The sequence below is a fragment of the Thermotoga profunda AZM34c06 genome, assembly GCF_000828675.1.
Taxonomy (GTDB): Bacteria; Thermotogota; Thermotogae; order Thermotogales; family DSM-5069; genus Pseudothermotoga_B; species Pseudothermotoga_B profunda.
The window spans coordinates 1-25,423 of record NZ_AP014510.1; the positions used below are offsets into that span (position 1 = coordinate 1).

The window sequence follows — 25,423 nt, forward strand, 5'->3', positions numbered from 1 at the left end:
ATGAGAGAGAAAATAATCGAATCATTAAAATCCAAATTGAATCGAAGAGTGTGGGAAAGTTGGTTTGGAACATTCGATATTAAAGAAATAGATACAGATCATGTGGTCTTCCAAGTCGGGAATTTGTTCATCAGAGATTGGCTTGAAAAGAAATATGGCTCTCTGATATCAAAGACATTGCGTGAAGTGTTTGGAAAACATGTGAGTTTCCAGATAGATTACGCTCCAACTCAATCTCAGGAAGAATCCAAGCAAGATGAGCCTCTGGTGAAAAAAAGACCTTTGGTCCTCACACCTTTAAATCCCATTCTAACTTTTGAAAACTTCGTCGTTGGACCAAATAATATGTTTGCTTACAGCACTTCACTCGAAGTAGCCAAAAACCCAGGAAAGTACAATCCTTTGTTTTTGTATGGTGGAGTTGGTCTTGGAAAAACACATTTAGTACAGGCAATTGGCCATTATTTGTTCAAAAATGAACCCGACTTGAGAGTAATATATCTGACCAGTGAGAGATTCTTGAATGAACTCGTTGACTCAATCAAAAAGAACAAAGTACAGGAATTCAGAGAAAGATTCCGAAATAAAATCGATATTTTATTGCTCGATGATGTGCAGTTCTTGATCGGAAAATCCGGGATACAAACAGAACTATTCCATACTTTCAATGAGCTGTACAATTCAGGTAAACAAATCGTTGTCTGTTCTGATCGCGATCCTCAGCAACTTGAAAAATTCCAAGACAGACTCATATCAAGATTTCAAATGGGTGTCGTTGCCAAGATAGAAAAACCAGATGAAGAAACCTGCTTTAAAATAGCAAATAAAATGGTTCAACTTGAAGGAACTCAATTGAAAGAGGACGTCCTAAGATTAGTTGCAAACCATTTCTCAGACAATTTGAGAAGACTACGTGGAGCACTGATAAAGCTCATAATGTACCAACAGATTTCGAACGAAATAGTAGATGTCCAGAAGGCAACAGAATTGCTTTCTGTAGCATCTCTTCAAGCGAAAAAAACTCTTCCAGAGGAAAAACTCATCGATGCATTGTGTAAAATCTTTGGAGTGACCCAACAAGAAGTTCTTGGTAAAGGTAGAAAGCAAACCGTCACGAACGCAAGACAGATAGGGATGTTCATCGCAAAAAATCACTTTGGGCTTTCACTCAGACAAGTTGCAGAATTGTTCAATAGATCACACCCAACCGTTTCACACACAATACAGAAAGTAGAAGAATTAGTTGTCAGCGGAAACATCGCTGTGAAAAACCAGATTGACCAAGTGATTAAATATTTAACAGACAAAGTTTCAAATCAATCTGTTTAAATCTAATTTCAACTCATTACCTTTATAACCCACTCACAACATATCAAGAAAAACCACTAAATGTTTTTTGTGGTATCATTTATTTGTATACCGATCAAAAACTGAGGTGAATCGTGTGAAATTAACCACCGATATACCACTTGAATCATTTGTGAAAATATTCAACCAAATGAACCATCTGGAGTACAAAAACTTCATAAGACACTCCCTTCAGGTTGCAAAGCTAACGAGAAAACTGGTAGATACATTGAATCTTCCCATAGATCTCGATTGTGCCTATCTTGCTGGGGTGTTACACGATGTGGGACTTGTTATAAAGGCATCAGTTGAAAATTACGAGCTCTTTGTAGATATGTTTAGGAAGGTACCAGATCTTGAAAAAATAGTCTTAACCTTTGATAAAGCAGATCAACATCCACTTTTATCTTATAAAATTAGTTCTTTAATAAAACCTCTATGTCCATCATGCGCAAAAGGCATACTCTATCATCACACCCCATATCAAAAAATCCCCGAAGCAGATAGTCAGGCTATCTATCTTGCAAACTGTATCAAAACTGCAGATACCATATCCCTGGTTTACATGAAGCACGAACAAGGAGAAATGACAGTCGATTTACTTGAAGAAATGATAGAATCTGTTCAAAAAAGTTTTGGTATATTAGAGGAAATTAAGGTAACTTCATTAGAGATCTTGCAAGATTATAAATTAATATGCGAATTACTCGACGATGAAAACAGATTCAACTCTCAAAAATCATTAACCTTGGAGGAATTTGAACACGCTGCGCGCGTTTTGGCAACACTACTTGATTTGAGAAGTCCTTATACGAGAAATCACACCTTTGTTGTCGCAAAATTTGCCAAGGCGATCGCTTTAGAAATGATGACAGAAGAAGATGCCAGATTGATGAGCGTAGCCGCACTCTTGCATGACTTGGGAAAGCTCAAAACACCTTTGAATATTTTACATAAAAAAGAAAGACTGGATGAAAGAGAATTCATCATAATGAAAAGACACGTCGTAGATACTTACAGAATTCTGGAAAATTCGGGGCTCACGAACATCGCAAAAATTTCTGCTTCTCACCACGAAAGATTAGATGGGACAGGTTATCCAACTGGGTTGAAGGAAAACCAGACTTCGATCTATCAGAAAATAATCCAAGTCTGTGATGTATTTTCTGCGTTAGTAGAACATAGGCCATACAGAGAGAGAATGGAAGTTAAAGATGCCCTTTCAGTTATCGAGAAAGATGTGATGAATAAAAAATTGGATAAAATAGTATATGACAAATTGAAAGAACTTGTTAAAAACGGACTTTCAACAGAAGATTTGATCTTTCGCAATGCACTTGAGGAATTGTTCGGTTTGAATTTCGATGAGATCAAACACACAATGAGTTTTTCTTCGACTGAGGAGGGATAATCTGTGAAGGGCTTTGTTGTAAATGCCTGGTTTCAGACCTGGAGTAAACTTTTTGGTTCTGACATCATAAGAAAACTGAGAGAAAAACACGGTCTTGATCCCGATAAAGTCTACAGTCCCATCGATGATCTGTCAGATAATATCCCAATAGAAATCTCAAAAGACCTTGCCTCCATAAAGGGTTTGAATTATGATGATCTGTGGTACAAAACGGGAAGAGAAAATCTCAAAACTTTCTTTGAACATTACCCAGAGTATTTCAAAAAGTCAGGTTTTCTCTCCTTCATGTCAGCAATGGATGCGGTGCACAGAGTTCTCACAAAAAGAATCAAAGGCGCTACACCTCCAAGGGTTTTCTTCAAACTCAAAAGCAACACTAAAGCCGTTATCAGATATCAATCGCGTAGAAATTTCAAGAAATATTTCCTTGGTTTGATGGATTCGGCCTCAGAGTTTTTCAACGATCCCATAAAATACAAGATCGTTTCTGAAGGTACTACAGATGGGCAGAATTATTTTGAAATCGAAGTTGAAGCTACCAAGAGTTACGGAAACTTTGAAAAGATAAAGACCGTGATAGGTCTTGGAGTTGGATTTATCAAGTCATTAGTGCCAGTTTATGTTTTAATGTTACCAATCTACACATTCGCTATAACCTTGCTTTCTTTTATGTTCATTCCTTCAAATATTTATGTTAAGTCATTTATAAGTGCAATCGGTGTCTTTGTACTCTCTTTCATAGGTATGAATGGATTTAAAAAAGGTGTCAGAGCTGTAGACGACGCTATTCAGTCAGTTGCAAAGAAAGATCTCGATAATCCAACATCAATAGATGGAATAAAGGAATTCTCAGATCTTTCGCAATCACTTGCAAGAGCTGTTGATAATATTAAAGAAGTCTTTCTGGCAATATCTGGAGATGTTCAGGAGATAAATTCGTATTCTGAAAAAGTCATAACCGCGGTCAATGCAATGAGAGAACAACTCGATACAATGGGTTCACTCTCGAATGAGATAGCCAACACCGCTGTTCAAATAAGTAATGACACAGAGAGAATATCAAATGCCGTCAGTTCAAATGTTGAGACGATAACTTCGATTATCTCTGAACAGACTCAGATAATCAACTCTTTAAACGAAGCTGTTTCTTTGATAGTAAACTCCGCAAACAACGTGGAGCAATCTGCAGATGGTATCGTCAAGATGAGCGAGAGATTCTCAATGCTGGTAGAAGAAGGAAAAGAACTTCAAAATCAAGCAAGCCTTATCATGGAAGTAGCTTCTACTGTTTCAAGCATCGCAGAGCAAACAAATCTTTTGGCATTGAATGCGGCAATAGAAGCGGCACGAAGCGGAGAAGCAGGAAGAGGTTTTGCAGTTGTCGCAGACGAAATAAGAAAACTTGCCGAAGAGAGTAGAGCATCTGCTGCAAAGATCTCAGAATTTCTTGGCTCGATCACTTCTGGTATCGAAAAACTCGGGAAAACTATACAATCTGAATTCAGTGAGATGAAAGAACAATCAAGAAGATTGCTCGAAAGTTCCGAAAGAAATAAAGAATCCAGTAATGTCATATCATCTATTTCACAAAAACTCAACACACTCATAGAAACCCTGAACGACCAGGCCGGTAAACTCAACAGCATCACCAACAGCATACAAAACTTGCTCGCAATATCTGAAGAGAGCTCTGCAACAGCAGAAGAAATAAGTTCTTCAATCCAAAACTTCTTTGCACAGTTGAAGGTCGTTCTGGATAGTGTTAATGAGACTGTGAAATTGCTGACTGTGATAAAAGAAAACTTTGAGGGCATGAAGTTGTGATTTGGTTCACCAAAAAATCAAAATGAGGATTTTTATGGAGGGAAGGATATGAACCTTCTTGAAAACATACCTTATAGCGATGAGCAAATGGGTAGAAGAAAAATTGTAGATCAAAAACATCTTCTGATAATGCAAATCGCCCTAAAGCCAGGACAAAGCGTTCCCGAACACAAAGCCAATTCAAATGTTCATTTGCTTGTCTTAAAAGGGAGTATAACTGTTACACTGAACAATATGACTGCAAAACTCAAAGAGGGCGATTTATTACCGATTGAATATCAAACACCAATGTCTATCAAAAACAATGGTGATGAAAACGCGACATTCCTTGTGATAAAAACACCCAACCCAAGTGAAATGGAAAAATAAAAAGCGGGCTCTCGCCCGCTTTAACTTTATAGAGTTATAGGCATCACTGGGACTTGATCGGGAACTATCAATTTTGCTTCAGTGAACTGAATAACTTCCTCAACGGTTGTTTGTGGAGCAACTTCCTTAAGTACAAGTCCTTTGTCTGTCACTTCGATGACCGCCATGTCTGTAACGATCAAATCAACACGTCTGACCGATGTCAAAGGCAACGTACATTTTTTGATGATCTTTGGTGCATTACCTTTTGCAACGTGTTGCATCGCGACTATGACTTTCTTTGCACCAGTGACAAGGTCCATTGCACCACCCATACCCGGCACCATCTTGCCAGGTATCATCCAGTTTGCAAGGTGACCTTCTTCGTCCACTTGCAAAGCACCGAGTACTGTTGCATCGACATGTCCACCTCTGATTAAACCAAAAGAGGTTGCTGAATCAAACGCACAAGCTCCAGGTAAGAATGTTATTGGCATCCCGCCAGCATTTGTCAAATTGGGATGTTCATATCCATTCATTGGAGCTGGACCCATACCTAAGATTCCATTCTCAGACTGCAAGAAAATCTCTACCTTAGGAGGTAAATAGTTTGCCACCAAGGTTGGAATGCCTATACCAAGATTCACAACATCTCCATCCTTCAATTCAAGTGCTACTCTTTTAGCAATTACAACTTTTGCAAGATTTTGATCCTGTATCATTTGGCATTCCCCCTCACAATGTAATCTACGACTGCGTGCGGTGTATGGATCTCATTTGGTGAAAGTCCTCCAACTGGAACGAGTTCTTCAACTTCAACTATCGTGATCTTTCCAGCAAATGCCATCAATGGGTTGAAGTTTCTCGATGTAAAATTGAAGAAAAGATTTCCATAAAAATCAGCTTTTTGAGCTTTTATCAGGGCAAAATCAGCTTTAAGAGCTGGCTCAATGAGATATTCTTTACCATCGATAACAACCTTTTGTTTACCATTTTCAACAACCGTACCGACACCAGTAGGTGTCAAGATACCTCCAAGGCCAAATCCACCGGCACGAACTCTTTCAGCCAATGTACCTTGTGGTACTAATTCTACTTCTATGGTTCCTTCAATCATCTGCTTTTGTGTTTCTGGATTAGTACCGATGTGCGAAACGATCACTTTTTTTGCCATTTTATTGACAATCATCTTTCCTATACCCTTATCTGGAAAAGCCGTATCATTAGCGATGATGGTGAAATTTCTTTTGCCACTTTTTATGAGAGCATCAACGAGTAATTCAGGTGTACCATCTCCAAGAAACCCACCGATCATCAGCGTGGCTCCGTCTGGTATCATCTCTATGGCTTGTTCAACAGTTATGACTTTGTTTTTCATGTCTTCAGAACACCTCCTATGCAATATTCCTGATGATTATCGCCGTTCCCATTCCTCCACCTATGCACAAACTCGCAAGTCCAAGTTCAACTCCTCTTTTCTTCATCTCATAGAGTAATGTCACGGTTATCCTATTTCCACTCGCACCAATTGGATGCCCGAGTGCTATAGCACCACCATTCACATTGACCCTTTCTTCAAGCCAATCATCTGTGACACCATGTTCTTTTTTCAAATCTCTCAGAACAGCTATGCTTTGTGCGGCAAAGGCTTCGTTGAGTTCTATGAGTTGAATATCGGTGAGTTTAAGATTTGCATATTTTAGAGCTTTTGAAATTGCTCCAACAGGGCCTATTCCCATTATGGATGGATCAACACCATGCTGTGCAAAAGCTACAATTTCAGCCAGAGGTTTCAAACCATACTTTTTCACAGCATCCTCACTGGCAAGTACTGTCGCAGAAGCCCCATCGTTTATTCCAGAAGCATTTCCTGCGGTTACTGTTCCATCTTTTTTGAATGCAGGTTTTAATTTTGCGAGCGCTTCAAGCGTTGTGTCAAATCTCGGATGTTCATCAGTATCAAAGACTTTATCACCTTTTTTGTCTTTTATCACAAAGGGTACGATTTCATCTTTAAACCTTCCTGTTTCGATAGCTTTTTTTGCTTTCATCTGACTCTTGTAGGCAAAAAGATCCTGTTCTTCTCTCGATATGCCATATTTCTCTACAAGATTTTCTGCTGTAACACCCATGTGATACATGTTGAAAACATCTGTCAAACCATCAAAGACCATATGATCTACTATCTCGCCATTTCCAAGTCTGTAACCGAACCTGGCCTTTGGTAATAAATACGGTGCTGTGTTCATGCTCTCCATACCACCAGCCAAGACAATCTCAGCCTGACCAGCCATGATATCCACTGCACCAATCATGATAGCTTTCATACCAGAGCCACAGAGCATATTCACCGTATACCCTGGTTTTTCTGCTGGAATTCCTGAATAAATACTCACCTGTCTTCCTGGTCCCATACCTTGTCCAGCCATGAGTATATTACCAATTATGGTTTCATATACCCATTCTGGTTTCACATTAGCCTGTTCCATGGCTGCTTTTGCTGCCGCAACTGCAAGTTGAACTGCTGGGATATCTTTCAAAGTTCCCTGAAAGGTTCCTATTGCAGTTCTTTTTGCTCCAACAATGTAAACTTTTCTCAATTCACACACCTCCTTGCAAAATTATTGATTTACAAGATCAAGAACAACAAACTCGTAACGATACCACTCCACAAAAGTGCCATAACACAATATCCCATGATGTCTCTGATATCGAGTTTTGCAACCGAAAGTAATGGTAATGCCCAGAAAGGCTGAATCATGTTAGTCCACGCATCACCCCAAGCAACGCCCATAATCACCTTTGGTACAGAAGCACCGATCTTTTGTGCCGCTTGTACCATAATGGGACCCTGCACAGACCACTGCCCACCACCCGATGGAACAAACAAATTGATCAAACCTGCGCTCCAATAAGTGAACAAAGGCAATGTCTTTGCCGTTGAGAAAGAAGCAAACCAGTTAGCAATCGTGGCAGCAAGGCCAGAATTTATCATCATACCCATGATTCCAGCGTAAAATGGAAATTGTACTACAATTGCCCACACAGTTTTTCCAGCTTCTATCGCTGCGTTTATGAAATTCTTTGGGGTACCATGTAGCAAGATGCCGAGCATTAAGAATATGAAGTTGACTATGTTCAAGTCAAGCGAGCCTTTTTTGAAAATGAAATAATAGAAAATGTATACCAACCCAATGATACCAATGATCATAGAGAGAATAGGACTGTATTCCATTTTTTCTGCAGGAGTCATCTCTGACCAGTTTTTCTTAACAGGCTTCTTTGCTTCTGCAAAAGCTTCTGGGTTGACCTCGATTATTTCTTCATCTTTCTTTGGGTGCATTCCAGCCATGATGAATGGTAATGTAAAGAGCAATATAATAACTGGTACATAACCAATTGGTGCGAAGATTGTCTGTGAAACGGGGACTAATCCAATAGTTTTCTCAAGAAAGTGTCCTTTTGTATTAACAAGCAACGGTGCCGAAGCCGAAAGTCCGGCGTGCCATACCAAAAATCCCGAGTATGCCGATGCAACAAGAAGTGGATAATGTAGCTTTTTGCCTTTCATATTTTTTGCAATTTCAATGGCTAACAATGAGGAGAAAATCAAACCAAAACCCCAATTCAAATAACTCGTGATGATCATTACAACACAAGCCAGTGCAACAGCCTTAAAAGGTGTGTTTGCCGTCTTCGCAATTGATTTGAGAACAGCCGCCATTGGTTTGGTTGAAGCGAGTATGTGCCCCGTCATGAGTACTAAACACATCTGCATTGCAAAAGATAGTAAACTCCAAAAACCATCACCCATGTAACGAATCATTTCCATGGGACTTTTTTGTTGTACAATCATACCCAACACGAACGTGATCAAGGTTAACAAAAAAGCAAATATCAGCGCATCTGGTAAGTACCTCTTTGCAAACCTTGAAAAAGCAGCACCCAAAACCCTTAGCATGTTTTCACCCTCCTCGCATTGAGATATGGCTTTTATCTTAATCCATTTTATTTTATCGTTTTTATTTTATCGTAATTATTCCAATAAAAACAAATAAGCCTGTTTTCTTAGTCGATTAAAAGCTTCTAACAAAATCAGCGCCAATTTGTGAAATACTTCTCTATTTGCTTGAATTTCTCAATGGTAAAAAATGATATTTCAATTACCAAATATTGTGGATAGAACAAATTTTTGAACTATGATAATATGCGTATATTACCAATTCACTGATGATGACTAAACAAAGACGCGGTTAGCTTAGCTAACATTTAGAAAAGGAACTATTTGGATATAAGAAAATCACGGTTGAATGATCTTTTAAATAATAGAGGAACTCACCTTTATTGCGTTTCCTGATAAAATTGAAGATGAAAAAAGAAACCTGTGTTGTGATATGATACAGGTAGAAATTTTCAATTTTATTGGATAAGATCAAAGTGGAGGGATTGAGATGAAAAAAATTGGTCTTTTTTTGGTGGTGCCTTTATTGTTCTTACTCTTTTCATGTGCTGAACAGCAGGCTCAACAAACAACAATAGAAGATCTTGCAGAAGGACTCACTGTCAAGTTGGAAACTCTGATAACAAGCCCAACGGCGGTTGATGACTATGTAAAGGTTTGGGCTTCTGGATCTGAAGCACAGGCAAAAAAATCGGAATTCACTGCTCAACTTAGAAACACCATTTCTACCTTAGGTAATAAGATTGAATACCTGGGAATCCAACTCTACGAAACCAAAGCCTCAACACCTATTTATTCTTTTGATCTTGGTATGAAACCAGATGATGTAGACAAGGTCTATCTTTTACACCTGATGTTCAAAAACCAATCAAATCAACAACTGAGTCCCTACATAATCCCATTCATCACATTGAAGACCGAAGCAGACAAAGACAAGATCTTTCTTGCTGTGATTTTCGAGAGAAACGGCATTCAAATTTATCCTCAGCCAATTGCTCCATAGTCCATCATCATTTAAGAGTATTTTCGACAGATTTTACAGCCCTGTGTCCTCTGAGAGTTATCATAAAAAGTGATGATAAAATCAACATCATCCCGATTATTTGTTGAATTTCTATTATTTCTCTTCTAAAAATCACACCTGCAATCACAGAGACAACTGTTGTCAAATTTGAAAAAACAGTTGTCAAAGTAGGTGAAACTTTTTTCACCATGTAATTCAATAAAAAGAATGCACCGGCAGAAGAGAGTACGCCAAGGTACAGAGCACTCGTAAAGACTTGGAAGTTGAAGACTATTTTGAATTGATTCATGAAAAGATTAATCAAACCGAAGAACAAAAAACCACTGATCATCATAAAAAAGGTGATTTCCTGTGGCTTGAACTCCTTTGATAACTTTCTTGAGAGAATTGTGTACATACTACCAGAAAGAACTGCCAGAAGCATCAGAACTTTTCCAAAAAGATTTTCCACCGAGAGGTTAAAACCAACGATCAAAAGTACACCAAGAAATCCAATTGATATCAAAACATAGTGTAATGAGTCTGCCTTTTCCTTTAAAATAAACACCGATAACACGTTGACAACAATTGGTATTAGAGCAATGATCATACCAGCTTCCGAAGAATTTATTTTATCAACACCATAGGTTTCGAAGATGAAATAAAGTATTGGTTGAAAAAGAACTAACTTCCAAAGCTTCCAGTAGGGTTTTCTTTCAATTTTGATTATTTTAAAACTCAGCAATAGCAAAAAGACCCCAGAAGCAACAAAAAAGCGATAAACCAGAAAATTCATCGGCGATACAAAATCAAGTGCATTTTTGGTAAAAAGAAAAGAAAAACCAAAGATCATCGAAATACCAATACCCGCAATGACAACGCTGAAACTCATATACTCATCCTTTCTTTATCATCTCAAGGTATATCGATCAACAATTTTTTCTTCACAAAATCATTTGTTTGCGGTATATTTTCTATTCTAACCAACAATGAGTCATTTCAGATATATTCGATCAACAATACATAAAGTGATCAAGCGAGTATTTACTTTAGTGTAATTATTTTTTAATTATCATACTGTACTATTGTGGTAGTACAGTAGACGGGGGTAAGCACATGTGGTTTTCAATAGATTTTGGTTCACATGTACCTGTATACAAACAAATCATGGAAAAGATAAAAGCAATGATCAAGTCAGGTGAATTGAAGAAAGACGAATTTGTTCCCTCAATAAGAAATCTTGCGGAAACCCTTCAGGTGAATATAAACACAGTCGCAAGGGCCTACAGAGAACTTACAAATGAGGGTGTATTAAAACCTGTTAGAGGTGAAGGCTATGTTGTAGGTGAACTAAATGAGCAGGACTTCTTGAAACAGCTCTTAGCCCAATTTGATCACAGCGTCTTGGAATGTAAAAAGGTCGGTATAGATCAACAATTATTGATAGAAAGGCTAAGAGAAGTCTATCGGAGGGATGATAATGGTACTAAAAGTTGAAGGTCTCTCAAAATCTTACAGGAATAAGAAAGCAGTCGACAATATCAGTTTTGAAATTGAACAGGGTTGTATCTTCGCTTTATTGGGGCCAAATGGTGCTGGAAAGACAACTACCATAAAATGCATCCTTGGCTTGAGAAAACCAGATTCAGGCAAAATAATCCTTAACGGCTCCTTTGCATACCTACCAGAAACGAAAGAACTGTATAGGTACCTAACCGTTCAAAAAATGATCGAGATTTCATCCATGATCACAGATAATTTTGATAAACAAAGAGCATTTGATATATTACAGGATTTTCAGATATCTCTCAAAGAAAAAATAGCAAATCTGTCACATGGAATGCTTACACAAACCTATATGGCTATTGTGTTGTCTCAGAAGGCAGAGATCTATTTCATGGACGAACCAACCTGGGGATTGGATCCCATCATGAGAAATAAGATCCTCGAGATGATCAGACAACTTTCTTACAACGGAAGTACTGTCTTTTACACAAGTCACATTCTCGCAGAAGTCGAAAAAATCGCAGATACAGTTGCAATAATGGTCAATGGAAAGATTGTTGAGATGGATCATCTTGATGATTTAAAGGAAAAATACGTTCTTTGCGTGGTCCCAAAAGGTGAAAAAGTCAATGGATTTCATTATAAAAGCACTGAAAATGAAGATATCTATGTTGTGAAAAGGGAATTTGCAAAGACATCAACGGAACCAGCAACATTTGATGTGATCTTTGAAGCAATAGTAAAGGGGGTGAAGTAATGTTCAATAAAGAGTTTTATGATATGAAATTGAGAACTTTTGTAATTTTAATTATAGGTGTGGGATTATTTTTTGTTTTAGCTCCCTTTCAGGGTATAACCGTTGAAATATTAAAACAGTATTCTCAAATGGAGAACGTGCCCAAATTTCTTGAAAAATTGATGCCAAAAGAGTTCATAAACAATCTGAGCGATTGGAATTTTTATATCTACAGCCAATGGTTTGGAAAGAACTTAGGACAAATGGTACCAATTTTAGCAATAATAATGGCTTTCCCACTTTTTGCAAGAGAAACCGAGAATGGAACGATAGAATTTCTCTTGGCAAGAAAGAACAGGAAGAAAATATTCTTTTCAAAGTCACTTTTAGGAATGCTAATAACTATTTTTCTCATGACCATTTTATCGCTTCTTCCCGCGATATATTCACCATTAGCAGGTGAGAAGCTAAATTACAAGTTTTTAATCGCCTTTCTAATCCATACATTGGTGGGTGCAACTTTCTGGTTTGCAATTACGATGTTTTTCTCAATTATCTCAAATGATCAAGTGAAGCCAATTTTGATCTCTGTGGGACTCTTAGCAATAACCACGGCAATGGGTATCATAAAATTCACAAGGTTCTTGAACACTTATGCATATGTACTTGGTAGCAAAATATTCCAGACAGGTCATTTAGACATAAAGTACACACTTGGGTTGATAGCAATATCTGTAATTGTCTTTTTCTTGAGTTATATCACATTCTTGAGGAAAGAATACTGAGAGAGGGTGAAGATATGAAAAAATCGTTTGTGATTCTTATGATGGTGAGTTCAACGTTGCTTTTTGCATCAAATTATGAACAAACGGCTGTAGCCTTTATTCAGTATCTTTCAACTGGAGAGTTTGATAAAGCTCAACAAATGGTCTCACAAGTCATGTTGGATGCCTTGAAGCAGTCGAAGCTCACTCTTGAATCTTTCTGGAAAACCTTGAATTCACAAGTTGGAAATTTCAAACAGATTCTCAGAGTAAAAAGCACCACAGAACAAGGGTACAACGTGGTATTCGTTGGATGCGATTTTGAAAAAATGAAATTAGATGCCAAAATCGTCTTTGATCAACAAGAAAAGATCGCGGGATTACAGTTTCTACCATATATCGAAGAAAGAACCTACACAATACCAAATTACGTCAAAGCAGAAAAATTCAAAGAGATTGACTGTGTGATAAAAAACAAACAATGGGAATTACCCGCAGTTTTAACACTACCCGAAGGTAACGGTCCCTTCGCTGCGGTAATTCTTGTCCACGGTTCTGGACCAAACGACAAAGACGAAACCATCGGGCCAAACAAACCATTTAAGGACATCGCCTGGGGACTTGCAAGTAATGGTATCGCTGTATTAAGATACGATAAACGCACAAAAGTCTATCCAGAAGAATGCGTGAAAATGATCGATACCTTCACAGTTAATGATGAAACTGTGGACGATGCACTGGCTGCGATAGATCTACTCAAAAATTTTGAAAAAATAGATAAAGATAAGATATTCATCCTTGGGCATAGTCTTGGAGCAACCATGGCACCAAGAATTGCAGCAAGATCAGAAAAATTAGCAGGTATTATCCTTTTAGCACCAACCGCGAGAGGTTTGTACATTCTGAATGCCTTAGATCAACTCGAATATATCTTTTCCTTAGATGGAAAAATCGATGAAAGCGAATCAAAACAACTCTTGGATATGAGAGAGCAATTGGAACGCATCCAGAAACGTCAACTAAAAGACAATGAAGTAGTTCTTGGTTCATCCAAAGCTTATTGGTATGATCTTTTAGATTATAATCCAGTGGAGTTGGCAAAATCATTAACCGTACCCATTCTGATAATGCAAGGCGCACGCGATTATCAAGTGACAATGAAAGATTTTGGAATATGGCATGAAGTTCTTAAAGGCAAGAGAAATGTTGCATTCAAGGTTTATGAAGATCTCAATCATCTATTTATCCCTGGTAAAGGACCATCCACACCAGCTGAATATCAACAACCTGGGAATGTCGATTCTAAAATTATCGAAGATATTGTGCAATGGATCAAAAGCTTGCTTTCAAATTAAATACATAATTGTTCAAATTGGGCAACGCAAAAATGGGGGATAAATCCCCCATTTTTAAATTCATTTTGAGTACTTCTTTTCTAACTCACGCCATTTTCCAAATCCAACAATTTCGTTGAACTCAGACCAACTAACACCAAGATCGATAACTTTTTTGAAATTCCTCTCTTTTAATGCTTGCAAAGATTCCATCATGGCTTTAGTTGCTGGGTAGAGACAAACCATAGGTATTGAAATATACCTTACACCAATTTTCACTAATTCATCAAAATCAAATAACGGTGTCTTACCACCTGGTATGATGTTAAAAGATATAGGTTTAGATACCTTGTGCACTAATTCTTTCACTTCCTCAAGAGATTGTGGTGCTTCGACGTATACATAATCCGCACCTGCTTGCGCATAGGCCATGGCTCTTTCGAGAGATCCCTCAAAACCTTCGATTGACCTCGCATCAGTTCTTGCACCGATTACAAGTTCTGGATTTTCTTCGTTCTTAGCATCAACCGCTGCTTTTATCTTGTTAACCATTTCATCTACCGAAATGATGCTTTTACCTTCCATATGACCACATCTCTTTGGCCAGACTTGATCTTCGAGGCGAACTCCTGCTACGCCAATCTTTGCAAAGTTTTTAACCGTCCAATACACATTCAACGCATTTCCATAACCTGTGTCTATATCTGCATCTACAGGAAGATCAGTTGCATTTACAATCGTTCTAACTCTCTCTAACATTTCAGCATAACCAACTAATCCGATATCCGGTTGACCAATTAGTGAAGCCGAAATACCATACCCTGTTGTACCAACAACTTCAAATCCAGCCTTTTGTATTAACACCGCCGACAACGCGTCATAAGCGCAAACTCTTAGTGTGAGTTTCCCGTCGTTTTTGAGATATTCTCTGAGTTTCTTTGCCTTGATCATCGACCTTGTTTCGACCATTTTTACACCCCTCCTTTAAAACCATATCTAAGGTGACTTGACTCCTCAAACTTTTAACATATATAATATATCATGTCATATATGATATCATATATTTAAACAACTTGATAAATCTCTTTCAAATACTTCATAGGGAGGTGTTGGTATGAAACTGAGGTTTTTGGGTATCTTTGTCCTGATACTCGTTCTTGCTACACACTTCTTTGCAGAAACTTACCCGTCAAAGCCATTGAACTTCATAGCACCGGCTGGTCCTGGCGGAGGGTGGGACACAACAATAAGAGTTGTTGCACAAGTCCTGAAAGAAACAAATCTTGTAACCCAACCAATAGTAGTCAACAACATGCCTGGTGGAGGCGGTGGAGTTGCACTCGCGCATATGCAAACAAAAAAGGGTGATCCATACAATATCATCGTTTTTTCACCACCGTTGTTGCTGATAAACCTCACCGGGCAGACACAGTATTCATATAAAAATTTGACACCCCTTGCGATGTTGATACATGACTATGGCGCATTCGCGGTCTCTAAGAAGTCAAAATATAACAGCATAGCTGAAGTCATGGAGGCTTTGAAAAAAGACCCAAAAAGTGTCAAAGTCGGTGGTATTTCTTCCTTTGGTTCTATGGATCATATTCAATTTTTGATCGCTGCAAAAGCCGCAGGAGTAGAAAATTTGAAAGATATCACATATGTTTCTTTCCAAGAAGGAGAACACATGGCAGCACTACTCGGTGGACACATCGATGTGTTATCAACGGGTCTTGCTGAAGTCACGACTGCACTTCAGACAGGAGCCGTTAAAGTTCTTGCCATCACTGCTCCTCAAAGAGTTGGAGGAATATTGGCAAATGCTCCAACATTGAGAGAAGAAGGAATAGATGCTGAATTCATCAACTGGAGAGGTTTGTTTGGAGCACCAGAAATGCCAGAGTACGCAGTAAAATATTGGGTTGACACGCTCAACAAGATGGTTCAGACGCCTGAATGGGATAAGATGGTAAATAAGTACAACTGGACTAAAGCGTTCATGCCAAGCGAGGAATTCGCTCAGTATTTAGCAAAGGTCAACGAGGACTACAAAATAGTACTAAAAGAAATTGGATTGTACAAGGGCGAATGAACTATGCCGTGGGACTTATGTCCCACGGTCTTTGGAGGGAAAAGCAATGAAGCAAAAAGACAAATGGCTTGGAATTACGGTCTTAGTCTTTGGAATAATATATACTGTCGTAACACTAAACCTACCAAGAGCACCCGTCGGGAACCCCATGGGTCCAATATATTTTCCATTCGCGTTTGGCATATTAACAGCAATCATCGGTTTGATCATTTTTCTTCAAGCCATAAGAAAGACGTCAGAACAAGCAGAAATTGAATTAAAGAAAGGCAAATTGAACTACAAACAACTACTATTGGGCATTGGTATATCCCTGATCTATGCTCTTTTATTCAGTCGTTTAGGTTTTGTGCCATCTACACTCATTTTTCTGATAGTTTTCTTGTTCATACTCAATGGCGTAAAGAAATGGATTTTGAATTTGTCTATATCTGTACTCTATACCTTTGGAGTTTGGTATCTGTTCGAGAAGGTTTTTTTGATAAGCCTACCGTAGGAGTGATGATCTATGAACACTCTACAATATCTATTCTATGGCTTTCAAGTTGTGCTTACTCCTGTTAATTTGTTCTGGATAACATTAGGAGGTTTCCTGGGCACAGTAATTGGGATGTTACCAGGACTCGGACCAGCTACAGGCATAGCCTTACTCTTGCCTCTGACCTTTGTCATGAAGCCTGAAACAGCCTTGATAACTATGTGCGCTATCTTTTACGGCGCCATGTTTGGTGGATCCCGCAGTTCTATTTTGTTGAACATACCAGGAGATGGTTCAGCAGTAGCCTCGTGTTTTGATGGATACCCAATGACCCTAAAGGGTGAGGCTGAGGCAGCTTTAGCCATCTCAGCTATTGCATCTTTCATAGGCGGCTTGATATCATCAATTGCCTTCGTTGCACTCGCACTTCCGTTGGCAAAAATCGCATTACTTTTTGGACCACCCGAATATTTTGCATTAATGGTCCTTGCTTTAACTGCCACCGCATCGATGTCTGAGGGTAAACTTTTGAAAGGACTTCTTTCCATGCTGATTGGTTTGATGATATCTGTGGTAGGCTTGGATCCACAATCAGGTGTTTCAAGATTCACATTCGGTGTCATGGAATTACAGGGTGGTATAGATTTTGTTGTCGTTATTATAGGTATCTATGGTTTAGGAGAAGTATTCAAAAATTTAGAAAAAATAGGGATAAAAGATATGATACAACCTATAAAAAAGAAATTCGGAAAAATATGGATCACCAAAGATCAATGGAAGAGAAGTATTGTACCAATTTTAAGAGCAACACCAATAGGATTTTTCATTGGGATACTCCCTGGTGCTGGTGGAACTATTGCCGCCTTGATGTCTTACAACACTGAAAAAAAGTTTTCCAAGGAACCGGAAAAGTTCGGGAAAGGTGCAATAGAGGGTTTAGCAGCACCCGAGGCGGCAAACAATGCCTGTTCTATCGGTGCAATTCTTCCGACCTTCACACTGGGTATACCGGGATCTGGCACAGCAGCCGTGATGCTTGGTGCATTAATGATTTATGGATTACAACCCGGACCATTACTCTTTGAACACTATCCCGAAATCGGTTGGGGACTCGTGGCAAGCTTGTTTGTTGGGAATATTATATGTGCTATTATCAATTTGCCACTTGCTGGATTGTTGGTCAGAATCCTTGCTGTACCACCAAAGATACTCTATCCGTTGATAACAGCTCTTTGTTTCATTGGTGTTTATGCAATCAATCTCAGCGTCGTTGATTTTTACTTGCTAATACTCTTTGGAATTTTGGGTTATGCAATGAGAAAACTCGATATACCTACCGCTCCTTTGATTTTGGCAAGCGTTGTTGGTAGAAAATTCGAGCAATCTTTTAGGCAGTCTTTGATGCTTTCCAATGGAGACTTCTCTGTGTTTTTCAGCTCTGGTATCTCAATAACTTTACTTGTTTTAGCTGCTCTGTCATTGTTCTATCCTTTGATTTCAGCAGCTATAAAGAAAAGAAAGACAGCTGAGGTATAATCCTTAAAGGAGGTTCACGATGCAAAACACAGTTCGAAGATCATTGAGGGAAGAAGTTCTTGAAACAGTTAAGGAATACATATTAAAAGGACATTATATGCCAGGGGAACGAATCGTAATAGATGCGGTAGCGAAACAACTTGGAGTCAGCATAACTCCAGTTAGAGAAGCGTTGCACCATTTGGCAGCACAAGGATTAGTCTCAGTCGAACCGCACAAAGGGTTTACAGTAAAAAAATGGAGCAAAAAAGAGATCGAGGACCTGCTTTTTTTAAGGATGTACCTTGAGAAACTCGCCATTCGATTGTTTATTGAAAGAAAGTCAGACAGTTCAGTTTTAGCACAGATTATCAACAAAATGAAAGAAGCAGTTGAAACAAATGATTTGCATGCCTTGACAAATCACAATTCTGAGTTTCATAAAGCTATCTTAAATGGTTCTGGCAATGAAGAACTGTGTAAAATCATGAACTCATTGAGTGAAAAACTTTATAGAGTGAGAATTCTTTCGCTTTCTTACCCTGGAAGAATGAATAAATCTTATGAGGAACATCTGTCAATATACAAAACGATATGCGAACAAAACGTCGTGAAAGCAGAAAAAGTCATCGAAGATCATATCAACGGTGTAAAGGATGTATTATTGGCGAGAATGAATGAAGGTCTGATCTGAGTATAAGCATTAAGATAATAAAGAATCTGGCATTAAGCCAGATTCTTTTTGCTATTTAAGCCACTGAAAAGAAAACATACCTTTCAAATCATGTAGAATAAATCACGGAGGTGATTATATTGATATTAACAACAACCGAAAAGATTGAAGGGTATGAAATTGTTGAAACATTAGGACTTGTCATGGGTAATACAGTTCATTCAAAACACCTTGGTAAAGATATAGCCGCAGCTTTTAAGACACTTGCAGGTGGAGAAATCAAATCTTACACAGAACTTTTGACAGAAGCGAGAAATATTGCCATGCAAAGAATGATAGCCGAAGCGGAGAAGCTTGGAGCAGATGCCATCGTGAGTATTCGTTTTGGTAGTTCTTCAATCATGCAATCTGCTGCTGAAGTGCTTGCTTACGGAACAGCTGTGAAGATCAAGAAGATATAGACAATTTTTCGCCGTCCCATATGATCTCTTTTGGTTTAGGTATTAGATTGTAATCAGATGCCATGGCATAACCATAAGCTCCAACATCGCATATGGCTACGAATTCACCTTCCTTTGGTTCTGCCATGGTATATGATTTTCTGAAAGTGTCGGCACTTTCACAAATTGGTCCAACGACATCTGCCTTGATTTTCTTTCTGTTCTTTACATCATACAATGGTATTATTCTATGCTTTGCTCCATAGAGTGCAGGTCTTATGAGATGGGTCATACCTGTATCAAGCATTATGAAAATCTTGCTGGAAGTTCTCTTTATATATTCAACCTTCGCTACTAAGTAAGCTGAAGGAGCGACGATCCATCGACCAAGTTCCAAGACAATCGTTGAGCCAAATTCTTTCAAAAGTGGGAAAATTTTCTTTTTGTATTCTTCTAAGTCAAGAACTTTGCCATTGCCATAATCTATACCCCAGCCGCCACCAAGATTCAACACACTCAACTCCAAATCCATCGATTTCGCAAAATATTTTATAGAGACAACCGCTTCTAAATATGGCTCTACTTCGGTTATCTGCGAGCCTATATGGCAGTGAAGACCTATGAGATCAAGCATTTTGTTGGATTTTATTCGTTCGATCATCTTGGTTGCTGTATCAAAATCAACGCCGAATTTATTTTCCTTCAGACCCGTCGCGATATGACGATGCGTCTTTGCATCGACATCTGGATTAACTCTGATTGATACTCTCGTTGGTTTTGAGAGGATTTTTTCAAGTCTTAAGAGCTCTTCATAACTATCGAGATTTATGGAAAAGACACCATCATTTACATATTGTTGTAGCTCTTCTCTCTTTTTGCAATTACCATTGACGATTATTCTATCTGGTGTAAAACCAACCGATCGAACTTGTTTATATTCCCCAAAAGAGACAACATCAACCATGATGTTTTTCTTCTCAAGAACACTGAGAATATCCTTGTTGAAATTCGCCTTCACAGCATAGGCGAGACGAAAATCAAAATCTTTGAACATCTCTTTTAGAATAGAAAGTCTATGGTGAATAAAGGGAAGATCATAAACATAGATAGGAGTTCCGAAGGACTCTGCAGCCTTAACAAGTATCTGAGAATCCACAAAATCACCTCTCAACTGAGTAAGAATTAACACTCTATGTTGTTGTAAACACTGTAGATCTTATCATGGCTTTCAGTTGGGAGGCCATTATTTTTTGTTGCGATTTGTCTATTTTTGTGCAAATTTTTCCATCCTCCATCACTATAACACTGCTACCGAATTGCTCTGCAAGCATCATATCATGGGTGATCATGACGATCGTAGTGCCAAGATCTCTGTTTATCTTATCGGTCAACTCCATTATCTTTTCCGTGCTCTTTGGATCGAGCGCTGCCGTGTGCTCATCTAAAAGTAATAACTTGGGATTCGAAGAGACAGCCATCACTATTGCAAGTGCTTGCTTTTGACCGCCGGACAACTTGGATGCCTTTCTCTTCAGAGTCTCTTCAAGACCCATTCCTGTGGATTTCAAAAGATCTATACTTTTCGAGTGAATTCTGCCAAAGCCAAAACCTCTTATACCCTTTTTACTCGCGAGTATGAGATTTTCTTCTACCGTTAGATTTGGAAACACACCTTGGTTTGGATCTTGGCAAACTATGCTTGTCTTTTTGAATATTTTCTCAGACACAACTGGCATTCCAAGGATCTTACAAGTGCCCTGAATTGGTTTCACATCACCAACGAGTAACTTCAAAAGCGTAGACTTTCCCGCACCATTCGATCCAACAACGACCAGAAATTCCCCGTCATTTACCTTGAGAGAAACATTTTTCAAAGCGATTTTTTCATCGAGTGTTCCTTTATTGTAGATAACTGTCACATTCTCAATATCTATCATATGGTCACCTCGCTTTTCTTGAATCTTCTTACAGCAATCACAGCTACAACAAACAGTGCGGTGAGTAATTTCATGTCACTTGGTTTAAAACCGATGCGATATCCATACTTCATTGCAAATGTTAATAAGAATTGATATAGCAATGCTCCAACAATTGGAAAAATAACACCATACATTGGTTCGTGCGAACCAAATACAATCTCTCCAAGAATCACAGCTGCGAGACAAACGACAACCGTTCCTATACCCATATTCACATCTGCAAAACCACTATACATTGAAAATAAAGCGCCAGAGAACCCTGCAAAGATATTGCACATGATCAATCCAACATAGGCAAATAAATCGGGATTGACACCTAAAACCTTCACAGCAAAGCGATTTCTACCATACCCTCGAAGCATCGTACCAAATTCAGTCCTGAGAAAGAGTGAAACTACGACAATCGACAAGAAAACGATCGCGCAGATGATAACAAGATCATGACCATCACCGAGATTGGTGAATGGAATCTTCACAGCCCTTAATCCACTGGCTTCAAAGCTTGCGCTTGGTGATCCACCAAGTATGTCATCTAAGGGTGTTTTTCCGACTATCTGCTCATAACTCATGATCTTTCCTGTATCGAACTTTGGTACAGGCAAATTTGGCGCATTCATAACTCTAATACTCAAAGAATAAAGACCCGTCATAACCATAATTGAAGCGAGTAAAGAATTGATTCTGAATCTTGTCGTTATAAATGCAACAACAGCGCCGGCAGCACCGGCGGCAAGTACAGCTATAAAGGTTGAAAAGACCCACCCATGACCGGAATGAAGGAGGACGACCGCGACGGCTCCTCCAAGGACATAGGAGCCATCCGGCGTCAAATCAGGAAGATCAACGAGGCGGAATGATATATATACACCCATGGCGGCCAAAGATAGCAAAAGTCCCTGCTCAATTATCGGAATCATTTAGACACCTCTTTACCATCTTTGACTACGATATTGGCTCTCTCGAGAAGGTCAGATGGTATCTCAACATTGAGTTGTTTGGCAATATCGAGATTTATGTATAAAACAAGCGAATCCGGTCCGACTACATGAGATTCAAGATCACTTGCTTTCGCTCCTTTGAGCAAAGCAACCAGTAACTGGCCCGTTTCCACACCAACCTGGAAGTAATTAAAGCCAAAGCCAACCACGCCACCACCACGTGCTATGTCTATGTCAGCTGCGACTATTGGCTTTTTCAATCTCAAAGCCGCACTTCCAATAGCCTCAATCGAAGAAGCAGCGGTGTTGTCAGTTCCTATGTATAGAACATCTACATTGGGACCTATACTGTTGAGAGCTGTTATCATTTCACTTGGAGAAGTTCCTGGAATGTCAACCACAGTCATCTCAAGAGATGGTGCGGCAGATTTGGCGATATTAGTCAAAGTGACAGAATTGGCTTCACCAGGATTGTAGATTACACCGACTTTCTTAGCGTTTGGAAAGATTTTTTTAATCAACCTAAGTTGAGTTGCCACTGGGACCATATCTGAAACTCCAACAACATTTGAATCATTCTTTCCAAGCTGTTTGATCAAACCAGCGCCCACAGGATCGGTAACGGCAGAAAAAATCACAGGTCTATCGCTGATTGCCTGAACACAAGCTTGAGCCGATGGAGTCGCAATAGCTACCACAAAATCAACTTTTTCTGTCGCAAACTTTTTTGCAATTGTCACAGCATTTTGCATACTTCCTTGTGCGTTTTGCCTATCAATAATGACATCTTGACCAACCTTGAATCCTGAATCCTCAAGGGCTTTGACGATTCCATCGAAAACTGCGTTTAATGCTGGATGATCCACAATTTGAGTTATGCCAACTCTAACAGCACCAAAACTAATAACAGAAAGAACCAAAACTACAGCGGCTATCAACCTTTTCATACCAACACCCCCAAAAGTGAGTTTTTAAAAAAAGAGGGCATCCTTTTTGGATGCCCTCTTCCTTTACCTTTTTTTGTAGATTCCCCTGTTTATGTACCAAGTGGTATTAGGGGAATCTCGGAAGAGGGCATTCCCCTAAACCACCAATAAGCGTATGAAAATTGAGCCACCTTTTGATTTAGAAATATCTCACGCTTCACACGAAATCCTCCAAGAATTTTTATTGACCACATTATACCAAAATATCTATTCTCATGTCAAGAGCCAAATAGATCACCACAAAAATCTGCGTTGAAAACACATCAAAAAATGCAAAAATATAACGTAGAAAAAACTGAAGGAGGTTCTCAAAAAATGAGAAAGGTTGGAGATATCAAAATACTGTTTTCAGATGTGGATATGAGAATAAAAAAGGGGAGAAAAATACTATTTTCTCGAGACAGTCGATGCCTACAAGACCTGATAGGATTAATCCAATTACAAAAACACAAAACACTCATCATGTGGTCATTGGATTGTGCAAAAACTATTTTGGAACAATTTGAAGCAAAATATCCCAATGAACAAAGACCGCGGATATGTTTGGAATTTTGTAGCAAGTGGGCTATGGGTAAAATAAAAATGCCTGTAGCAAGACAGGTTATTTTAGCAGTACATGAACTCGCAAAAGAAATTGAGACTAAAGATAGAGAATACAGTTACTTGTGTCGCGCAATTGGTCATGCTGGAGCTACGGTACACACAAAAAAACATGCTTTGGGTTTGCCGATTTACGAACTGACTGCGCTTGTTTTGAAGTATGGAAAAGAAAACTTTTATGAACCGATTGTCCAGAGAATAGACAATTACTATCAACGTTTGCTGTATTGGCAAAAGAATATAGATAATTTTGATCTTGAGTGGGCAAATTTTCTGTTGAGAGATTAGACCTATCTCAATATACGATTAGGTATTTTCCCAGGATCCTGGTTGGCACCTTCCATTATATAGTATACGATGTTACATCCTTAACAATACAATCCCTTTGCCCTTGTATTGTGATTTTGATATAAAAACTCTATGTTCTTTCAGTATTCATCTTTATCTTGGAACTTTGTTTGGTTTAACTTTTAATAGTTCTACAATAACCTATTCAACTGTATTTCGCACTTTTACAAAAACAAATAATGACAAATATGGATTTATTTGGAAAAACTCTTGAACTTACGGAGTTGGTGTGGTAAAATTTTAAATGAGGGTGCGTAGCTCAGTGGAAGAGCGCTTCCTTGACGAGGAAGAGGCCGTAGGTTCAATCCCTGCCGCACCCACCAGAAAAGGGGTCCTCGATGGACCCCTTATTTCATAGGGAGGTCTAAATTATGGATAGACTTGATTTTACTATAAAATTAGCTCGAAAGATAGGATTTTATCTAATGCAATATTGGGGTCACGCGTTGAATGTAACTGAGAAAAGTTCATTTCAAGATCTGGTAACTGACTGCGATAAGCAAGCACAACAGATGATAGTTCGTGAAATCAGAGAGCATTTCCCAGATGAAGCGATTTTGGCAGAGGAGGGACTTTTTGAAAAGGGAGATAAAATTTGGATTATAGATCCAATAGATGGTACCATGAATTATGTTCATGGATTGCCATCTTTTGCTGTAGGAATTGCCTATGCCGAAAGAAATGAAGTTATCATTGGTGTCGCACATGATCCACTCATGTCAGAGACATATTACGCAATTAAAGGACAAGGAGCCTACGTAAATGGTGAGAGAATACATGTCTCAAAAAACTCTTTGCTGAAAGATAGTATAGGAAACGTTGGATTTTATGTAGGTTTCACAGGACCTTTCATAAATGCCATTGAAAAGAAAGTAAGGCGTATGAGAATGACGGGTAGTGCTATACTGGCTGGAGCATATGTAGCGTGTGGAAGGTTTGATTTCTTCGTCGCTAAAAGAGCTAACGCTTGGGATGTAGCTCCACTATTTGTGATCATTCCAGAATCCGGTGGAATGATAACAGATCTATCGGGAAAAGAAGCAACTCTTGAAAGTGGGAACTATCTTTTCAGCAACGGCTTGCTTCACAACGAATTGATTGACATTCTCAAAAAAATCAAGGAAAATCGAGAAGTATGAGGTA

Annotated in this window: 26 protein-coding genes and 1 tRNA gene; 17 read left to right on the forward strand and 10 right to left on the reverse strand. The window is 38.7% G+C overall.

Going from position 1 to position 25,423, the window contains the following annotated elements:
* From dnaA to TSP02S_RS00020, 4 genes are all read left to right on the forward strand, one after another.
* Positions 1-1,329: a chromosomal replication initiator protein DnaA gene (dnaA, locus tag TSP02S_RS00005; protein ID WP_041081029.1), complete on the forward strand. Its 1,329-nt coding sequence runs from the start codon at positions 1-3 to the stop codon at positions 1,327-1,329.
* Between the two features lie 115 nt (positions 1,330-1,444).
* Positions 1,445-2,758 carry an HD domain-containing phosphohydrolase gene (locus TSP02S_RS00010; RefSeq protein ID WP_041081030.1) on the forward strand — a complete coding sequence of 438 codons (1,314 nt, stop codon included), beginning with the start codon at positions 1,445-1,447 and terminating at the stop codon, positions 2,756-2,758.
* A gap of 3 nt (positions 2,759-2,761) precedes the next feature.
* Positions 2,762-4,582 carry a heme NO-binding domain-containing protein gene (locus TSP02S_RS00015; RefSeq protein WP_041081031.1) on the forward strand — a complete coding sequence of 607 codons (1,821 nt, stop codon included), beginning with the start codon at positions 2,762-2,764 and terminating at the stop codon, positions 4,580-4,582.
* A 48-nt stretch (positions 4,583-4,630) separates the two neighbouring features.
* On the forward strand, positions 4,631-4,951 hold the full coding sequence (locus TSP02S_RS00020) for a cupin domain-containing protein (RefSeq protein ID WP_041081032.1): 321 nt from the start codon (positions 4,631-4,633) through the stop codon (positions 4,949-4,951).
* Positions 4,952-4,977: 26 nt separating this feature from the next.
* Here TSP02S_RS00020 and TSP02S_RS00025 read toward each other — a convergent pair whose 3' ends face one another.
* Genes TSP02S_RS00025 through TSP02S_RS00040 form a run of 4 tightly spaced genes read right to left on the reverse strand, consistent with a single transcriptional unit; the run spans position 4,978 to position 8,891 of the window.
* Positions 4,978-5,652, reverse strand: a complete 675-nt coding sequence (locus TSP02S_RS00025) for a CoA transferase subunit B (RefSeq protein ID WP_041081033.1) — start codon at positions 5,650-5,652, stop codon at positions 4,978-4,980.
* On the reverse strand, positions 5,649-6,308 hold the full coding sequence (locus tag TSP02S_RS00030) for a CoA transferase subunit A (RefSeq protein ID WP_041081034.1): 660 nt from the start codon (positions 6,306-6,308) through the stop codon (positions 5,649-5,651). Before TSP02S_RS00030 ends, TSP02S_RS00025 begins: the two co-directional genes overlap by 4 nt.
* Before the next feature lie 16 nt (positions 6,309-6,324).
* Positions 6,325-7,530 (reverse strand): acetyl-CoA C-acetyltransferase, encoded by a 1,206-nt coding sequence (locus TSP02S_RS00035; RefSeq protein WP_041081035.1) that lies wholly within the window; start codon positions 7,528-7,530, stop codon positions 6,325-6,327.
* A gap of 29 nt (positions 7,531-7,559) precedes the next feature.
* Positions 7,560-8,891, reverse strand: coding sequence for a short-chain fatty acid transporter (locus tag TSP02S_RS00040; RefSeq protein ID WP_041081036.1), 1,332 nt, complete (start codon positions 8,889-8,891; stop codon positions 7,560-7,562).
* 490 nt (positions 8,892-9,381) lie between these two features.
* Between TSP02S_RS00040 and TSP02S_RS00045 the strand changes: the two genes are divergently transcribed.
* Positions 9,382-9,894, forward strand: coding sequence for a hypothetical protein (locus TSP02S_RS00045; protein WP_041081037.1), 513 nt, complete (start codon positions 9,382-9,384; stop codon positions 9,892-9,894).
* A 7-nt stretch (positions 9,895-9,901) separates the two neighbouring features.
* Here the strand turns inward: TSP02S_RS00045 and TSP02S_RS00050 are convergent, their stop codons facing one another.
* Positions 9,902-10,786 carry a DMT family transporter gene (locus TSP02S_RS00050; protein WP_041081038.1) on the reverse strand — a complete coding sequence of 295 codons (885 nt, stop codon included), beginning with the start codon at positions 10,784-10,786 and terminating at the stop codon, positions 9,902-9,904.
* Between the two features lie 224 nt (positions 10,787-11,010).
* Here TSP02S_RS00050 and TSP02S_RS00055 point away from each other — a divergent pair, with 224 nt between their 5' ends.
* The 4 genes from TSP02S_RS00055 to estD are packed head-to-tail and all read left to right on the forward strand — an operon-like array spanning position 11,011 to position 14,255.
* Positions 11,011-11,391 carry a GntR family transcriptional regulator gene (locus TSP02S_RS00055; protein ID WP_041081039.1) on the forward strand — a complete coding sequence of 127 codons (381 nt, stop codon included), beginning with the start codon at positions 11,011-11,013 and terminating at the stop codon, positions 11,389-11,391.
* Positions 11,375-12,157 carry an ABC transporter ATP-binding protein gene (locus TSP02S_RS00060; RefSeq protein ID WP_041081040.1) on the forward strand — a complete coding sequence of 261 codons (783 nt, stop codon included), beginning with the start codon at positions 11,375-11,377 and terminating at the stop codon, positions 12,155-12,157. The genes TSP02S_RS00055 and TSP02S_RS00060 overlap by 17 nt, the downstream gene beginning before the upstream one ends.
* Positions 12,157-12,921: an ABC transporter permease gene (locus TSP02S_RS00065; RefSeq protein WP_041081041.1), complete on the forward strand. Its 765-nt coding sequence runs from the start codon at positions 12,157-12,159 to the stop codon at positions 12,919-12,921. The genes TSP02S_RS00060 and TSP02S_RS00065 overlap by 1 nt, the downstream gene beginning before the upstream one ends.
* A gap of 14 nt (positions 12,922-12,935) precedes the next feature.
* Positions 12,936-14,255, forward strand: coding sequence for an esterase EstD (gene estD / locus TSP02S_RS00070; protein WP_052465220.1), 1,320 nt, complete (start codon positions 12,936-12,938; stop codon positions 14,253-14,255).
* Between the two features lie 60 nt (positions 14,256-14,315).
* On the opposite strand, the gene TSP02S_RS00075 is transcribed toward estD, so the two are convergent.
* Positions 14,316-15,203 (reverse strand): isocitrate lyase/PEP mutase family protein, encoded by an 888-nt coding sequence (locus TSP02S_RS00075; RefSeq protein WP_052465221.1) that lies wholly within the window; start codon positions 15,201-15,203, stop codon positions 14,316-14,318.
* Positions 15,204-15,348: 145 nt separating this feature from the next.
* Between TSP02S_RS00075 and TSP02S_RS00080 the strand changes: the two genes are divergently transcribed.
* The 5 genes from TSP02S_RS00080 to TSP02S_RS00100 all read left to right on the forward strand — a co-directional run bounded on the left by TSP02S_RS00080 (position 15,349) and on the right by TSP02S_RS00100 (position 19,450).
* Positions 15,349-16,326, forward strand: coding sequence for a Bug family tripartite tricarboxylate transporter substrate binding protein (locus TSP02S_RS00080; RefSeq protein WP_041081042.1), 978 nt, complete (start codon positions 15,349-15,351; stop codon positions 16,324-16,326).
* Between the two features lie 46 nt (positions 16,327-16,372).
* The gene (locus tag TSP02S_RS00085; protein ID WP_041081043.1) at positions 16,373-16,819 is read left to right on the forward strand and encodes a tripartite tricarboxylate transporter TctB family protein; all 447 of its coding nucleotides are present in this window, start codon (positions 16,373-16,375) and stop codon (positions 16,817-16,819) included.
* A 12-nt stretch (positions 16,820-16,831) separates the two neighbouring features.
* Entirely contained in the window at positions 16,832-18,337 is a 1,506-nt protein-coding gene (locus TSP02S_RS00090; protein ID WP_041081044.1) for a tripartite tricarboxylate transporter permease, read from the forward strand.
* A gap of 19 nt (positions 18,338-18,356) precedes the next feature.
* A complete protein-coding gene (locus tag TSP02S_RS00095) occupies positions 18,357-19,010 on the forward strand; it encodes a GntR family transcriptional regulator (protein ID WP_041081045.1) in 654 nt (217 codons plus the stop codon).
* Between the two features lie 119 nt (positions 19,011-19,129).
* Positions 19,130-19,450, forward strand: coding sequence for a YbjQ family protein (locus TSP02S_RS00100; protein ID WP_041081046.1), 321 nt, complete (start codon positions 19,130-19,132; stop codon positions 19,448-19,450).
* Here the strand turns inward: TSP02S_RS00100 and lysA are convergent.
* The 4 genes from lysA to TSP02S_RS00120 are packed head-to-tail and all read right to left on the reverse strand — an operon-like array spanning position 19,437 to position 23,293.
* A complete protein-coding gene (lysA, locus tag TSP02S_RS00105; protein ID WP_041081047.1) occupies positions 19,437-20,585 on the reverse strand; it encodes a diaminopimelate decarboxylase in 1,149 nt (382 codons plus the stop codon). The genes TSP02S_RS00100 and lysA overlap by 14 nt on opposite strands.
* A gap of 34 nt (positions 20,586-20,619) precedes the next feature.
* Positions 20,620-21,366, reverse strand: coding sequence for an ATP-binding cassette domain-containing protein (locus TSP02S_RS00110; protein WP_041081048.1), 747 nt, complete (start codon positions 21,364-21,366; stop codon positions 20,620-20,622).
* Entirely contained in the window at positions 21,363-22,325 is a 963-nt protein-coding gene (locus tag TSP02S_RS00115) for an ABC transporter permease (RefSeq protein WP_052465222.1), read from the reverse strand. Before TSP02S_RS00115 ends, TSP02S_RS00110 begins: the two co-directional genes overlap by 4 nt.
* Positions 22,322-23,293 (reverse strand): ABC transporter substrate-binding protein, encoded by a 972-nt coding sequence (locus TSP02S_RS00120; RefSeq protein WP_041081049.1) that lies wholly within the window; start codon positions 23,291-23,293, stop codon positions 22,322-22,324. The genes TSP02S_RS00115 and TSP02S_RS00120 overlap by 4 nt, the downstream gene beginning before the upstream one ends.
* A 354-nt stretch (positions 23,294-23,647) precedes the next feature.
* Here TSP02S_RS00120 and TSP02S_RS00125 point away from each other — a divergent pair, with 354 nt between their 5' ends.
* The 3 genes from TSP02S_RS00125 (at position 23,648) to TSP02S_RS00135 (ending at position 25,419) form a co-directional block, all read left to right on the forward strand.
* Positions 23,648-24,220 (forward strand): putative immunity protein, encoded by a 573-nt coding sequence (locus TSP02S_RS00125; protein WP_041081050.1) that lies wholly within the window; start codon positions 23,648-23,650, stop codon positions 24,218-24,220.
* 308 nt (positions 24,221-24,528) lie between these two features.
* Positions 24,529-24,603, forward strand: a tRNA-Val gene (locus tag TSP02S_RS00130).
* 48 nt (positions 24,604-24,651) lie between these two features.
* Entirely contained in the window at positions 24,652-25,419 is a 768-nt protein-coding gene (locus TSP02S_RS00135) for an inositol monophosphatase family protein (protein WP_041081051.1), read from the forward strand.
* The last annotated feature ends 4 nt before the right edge of the window (positions 25,420-25,423 follow it).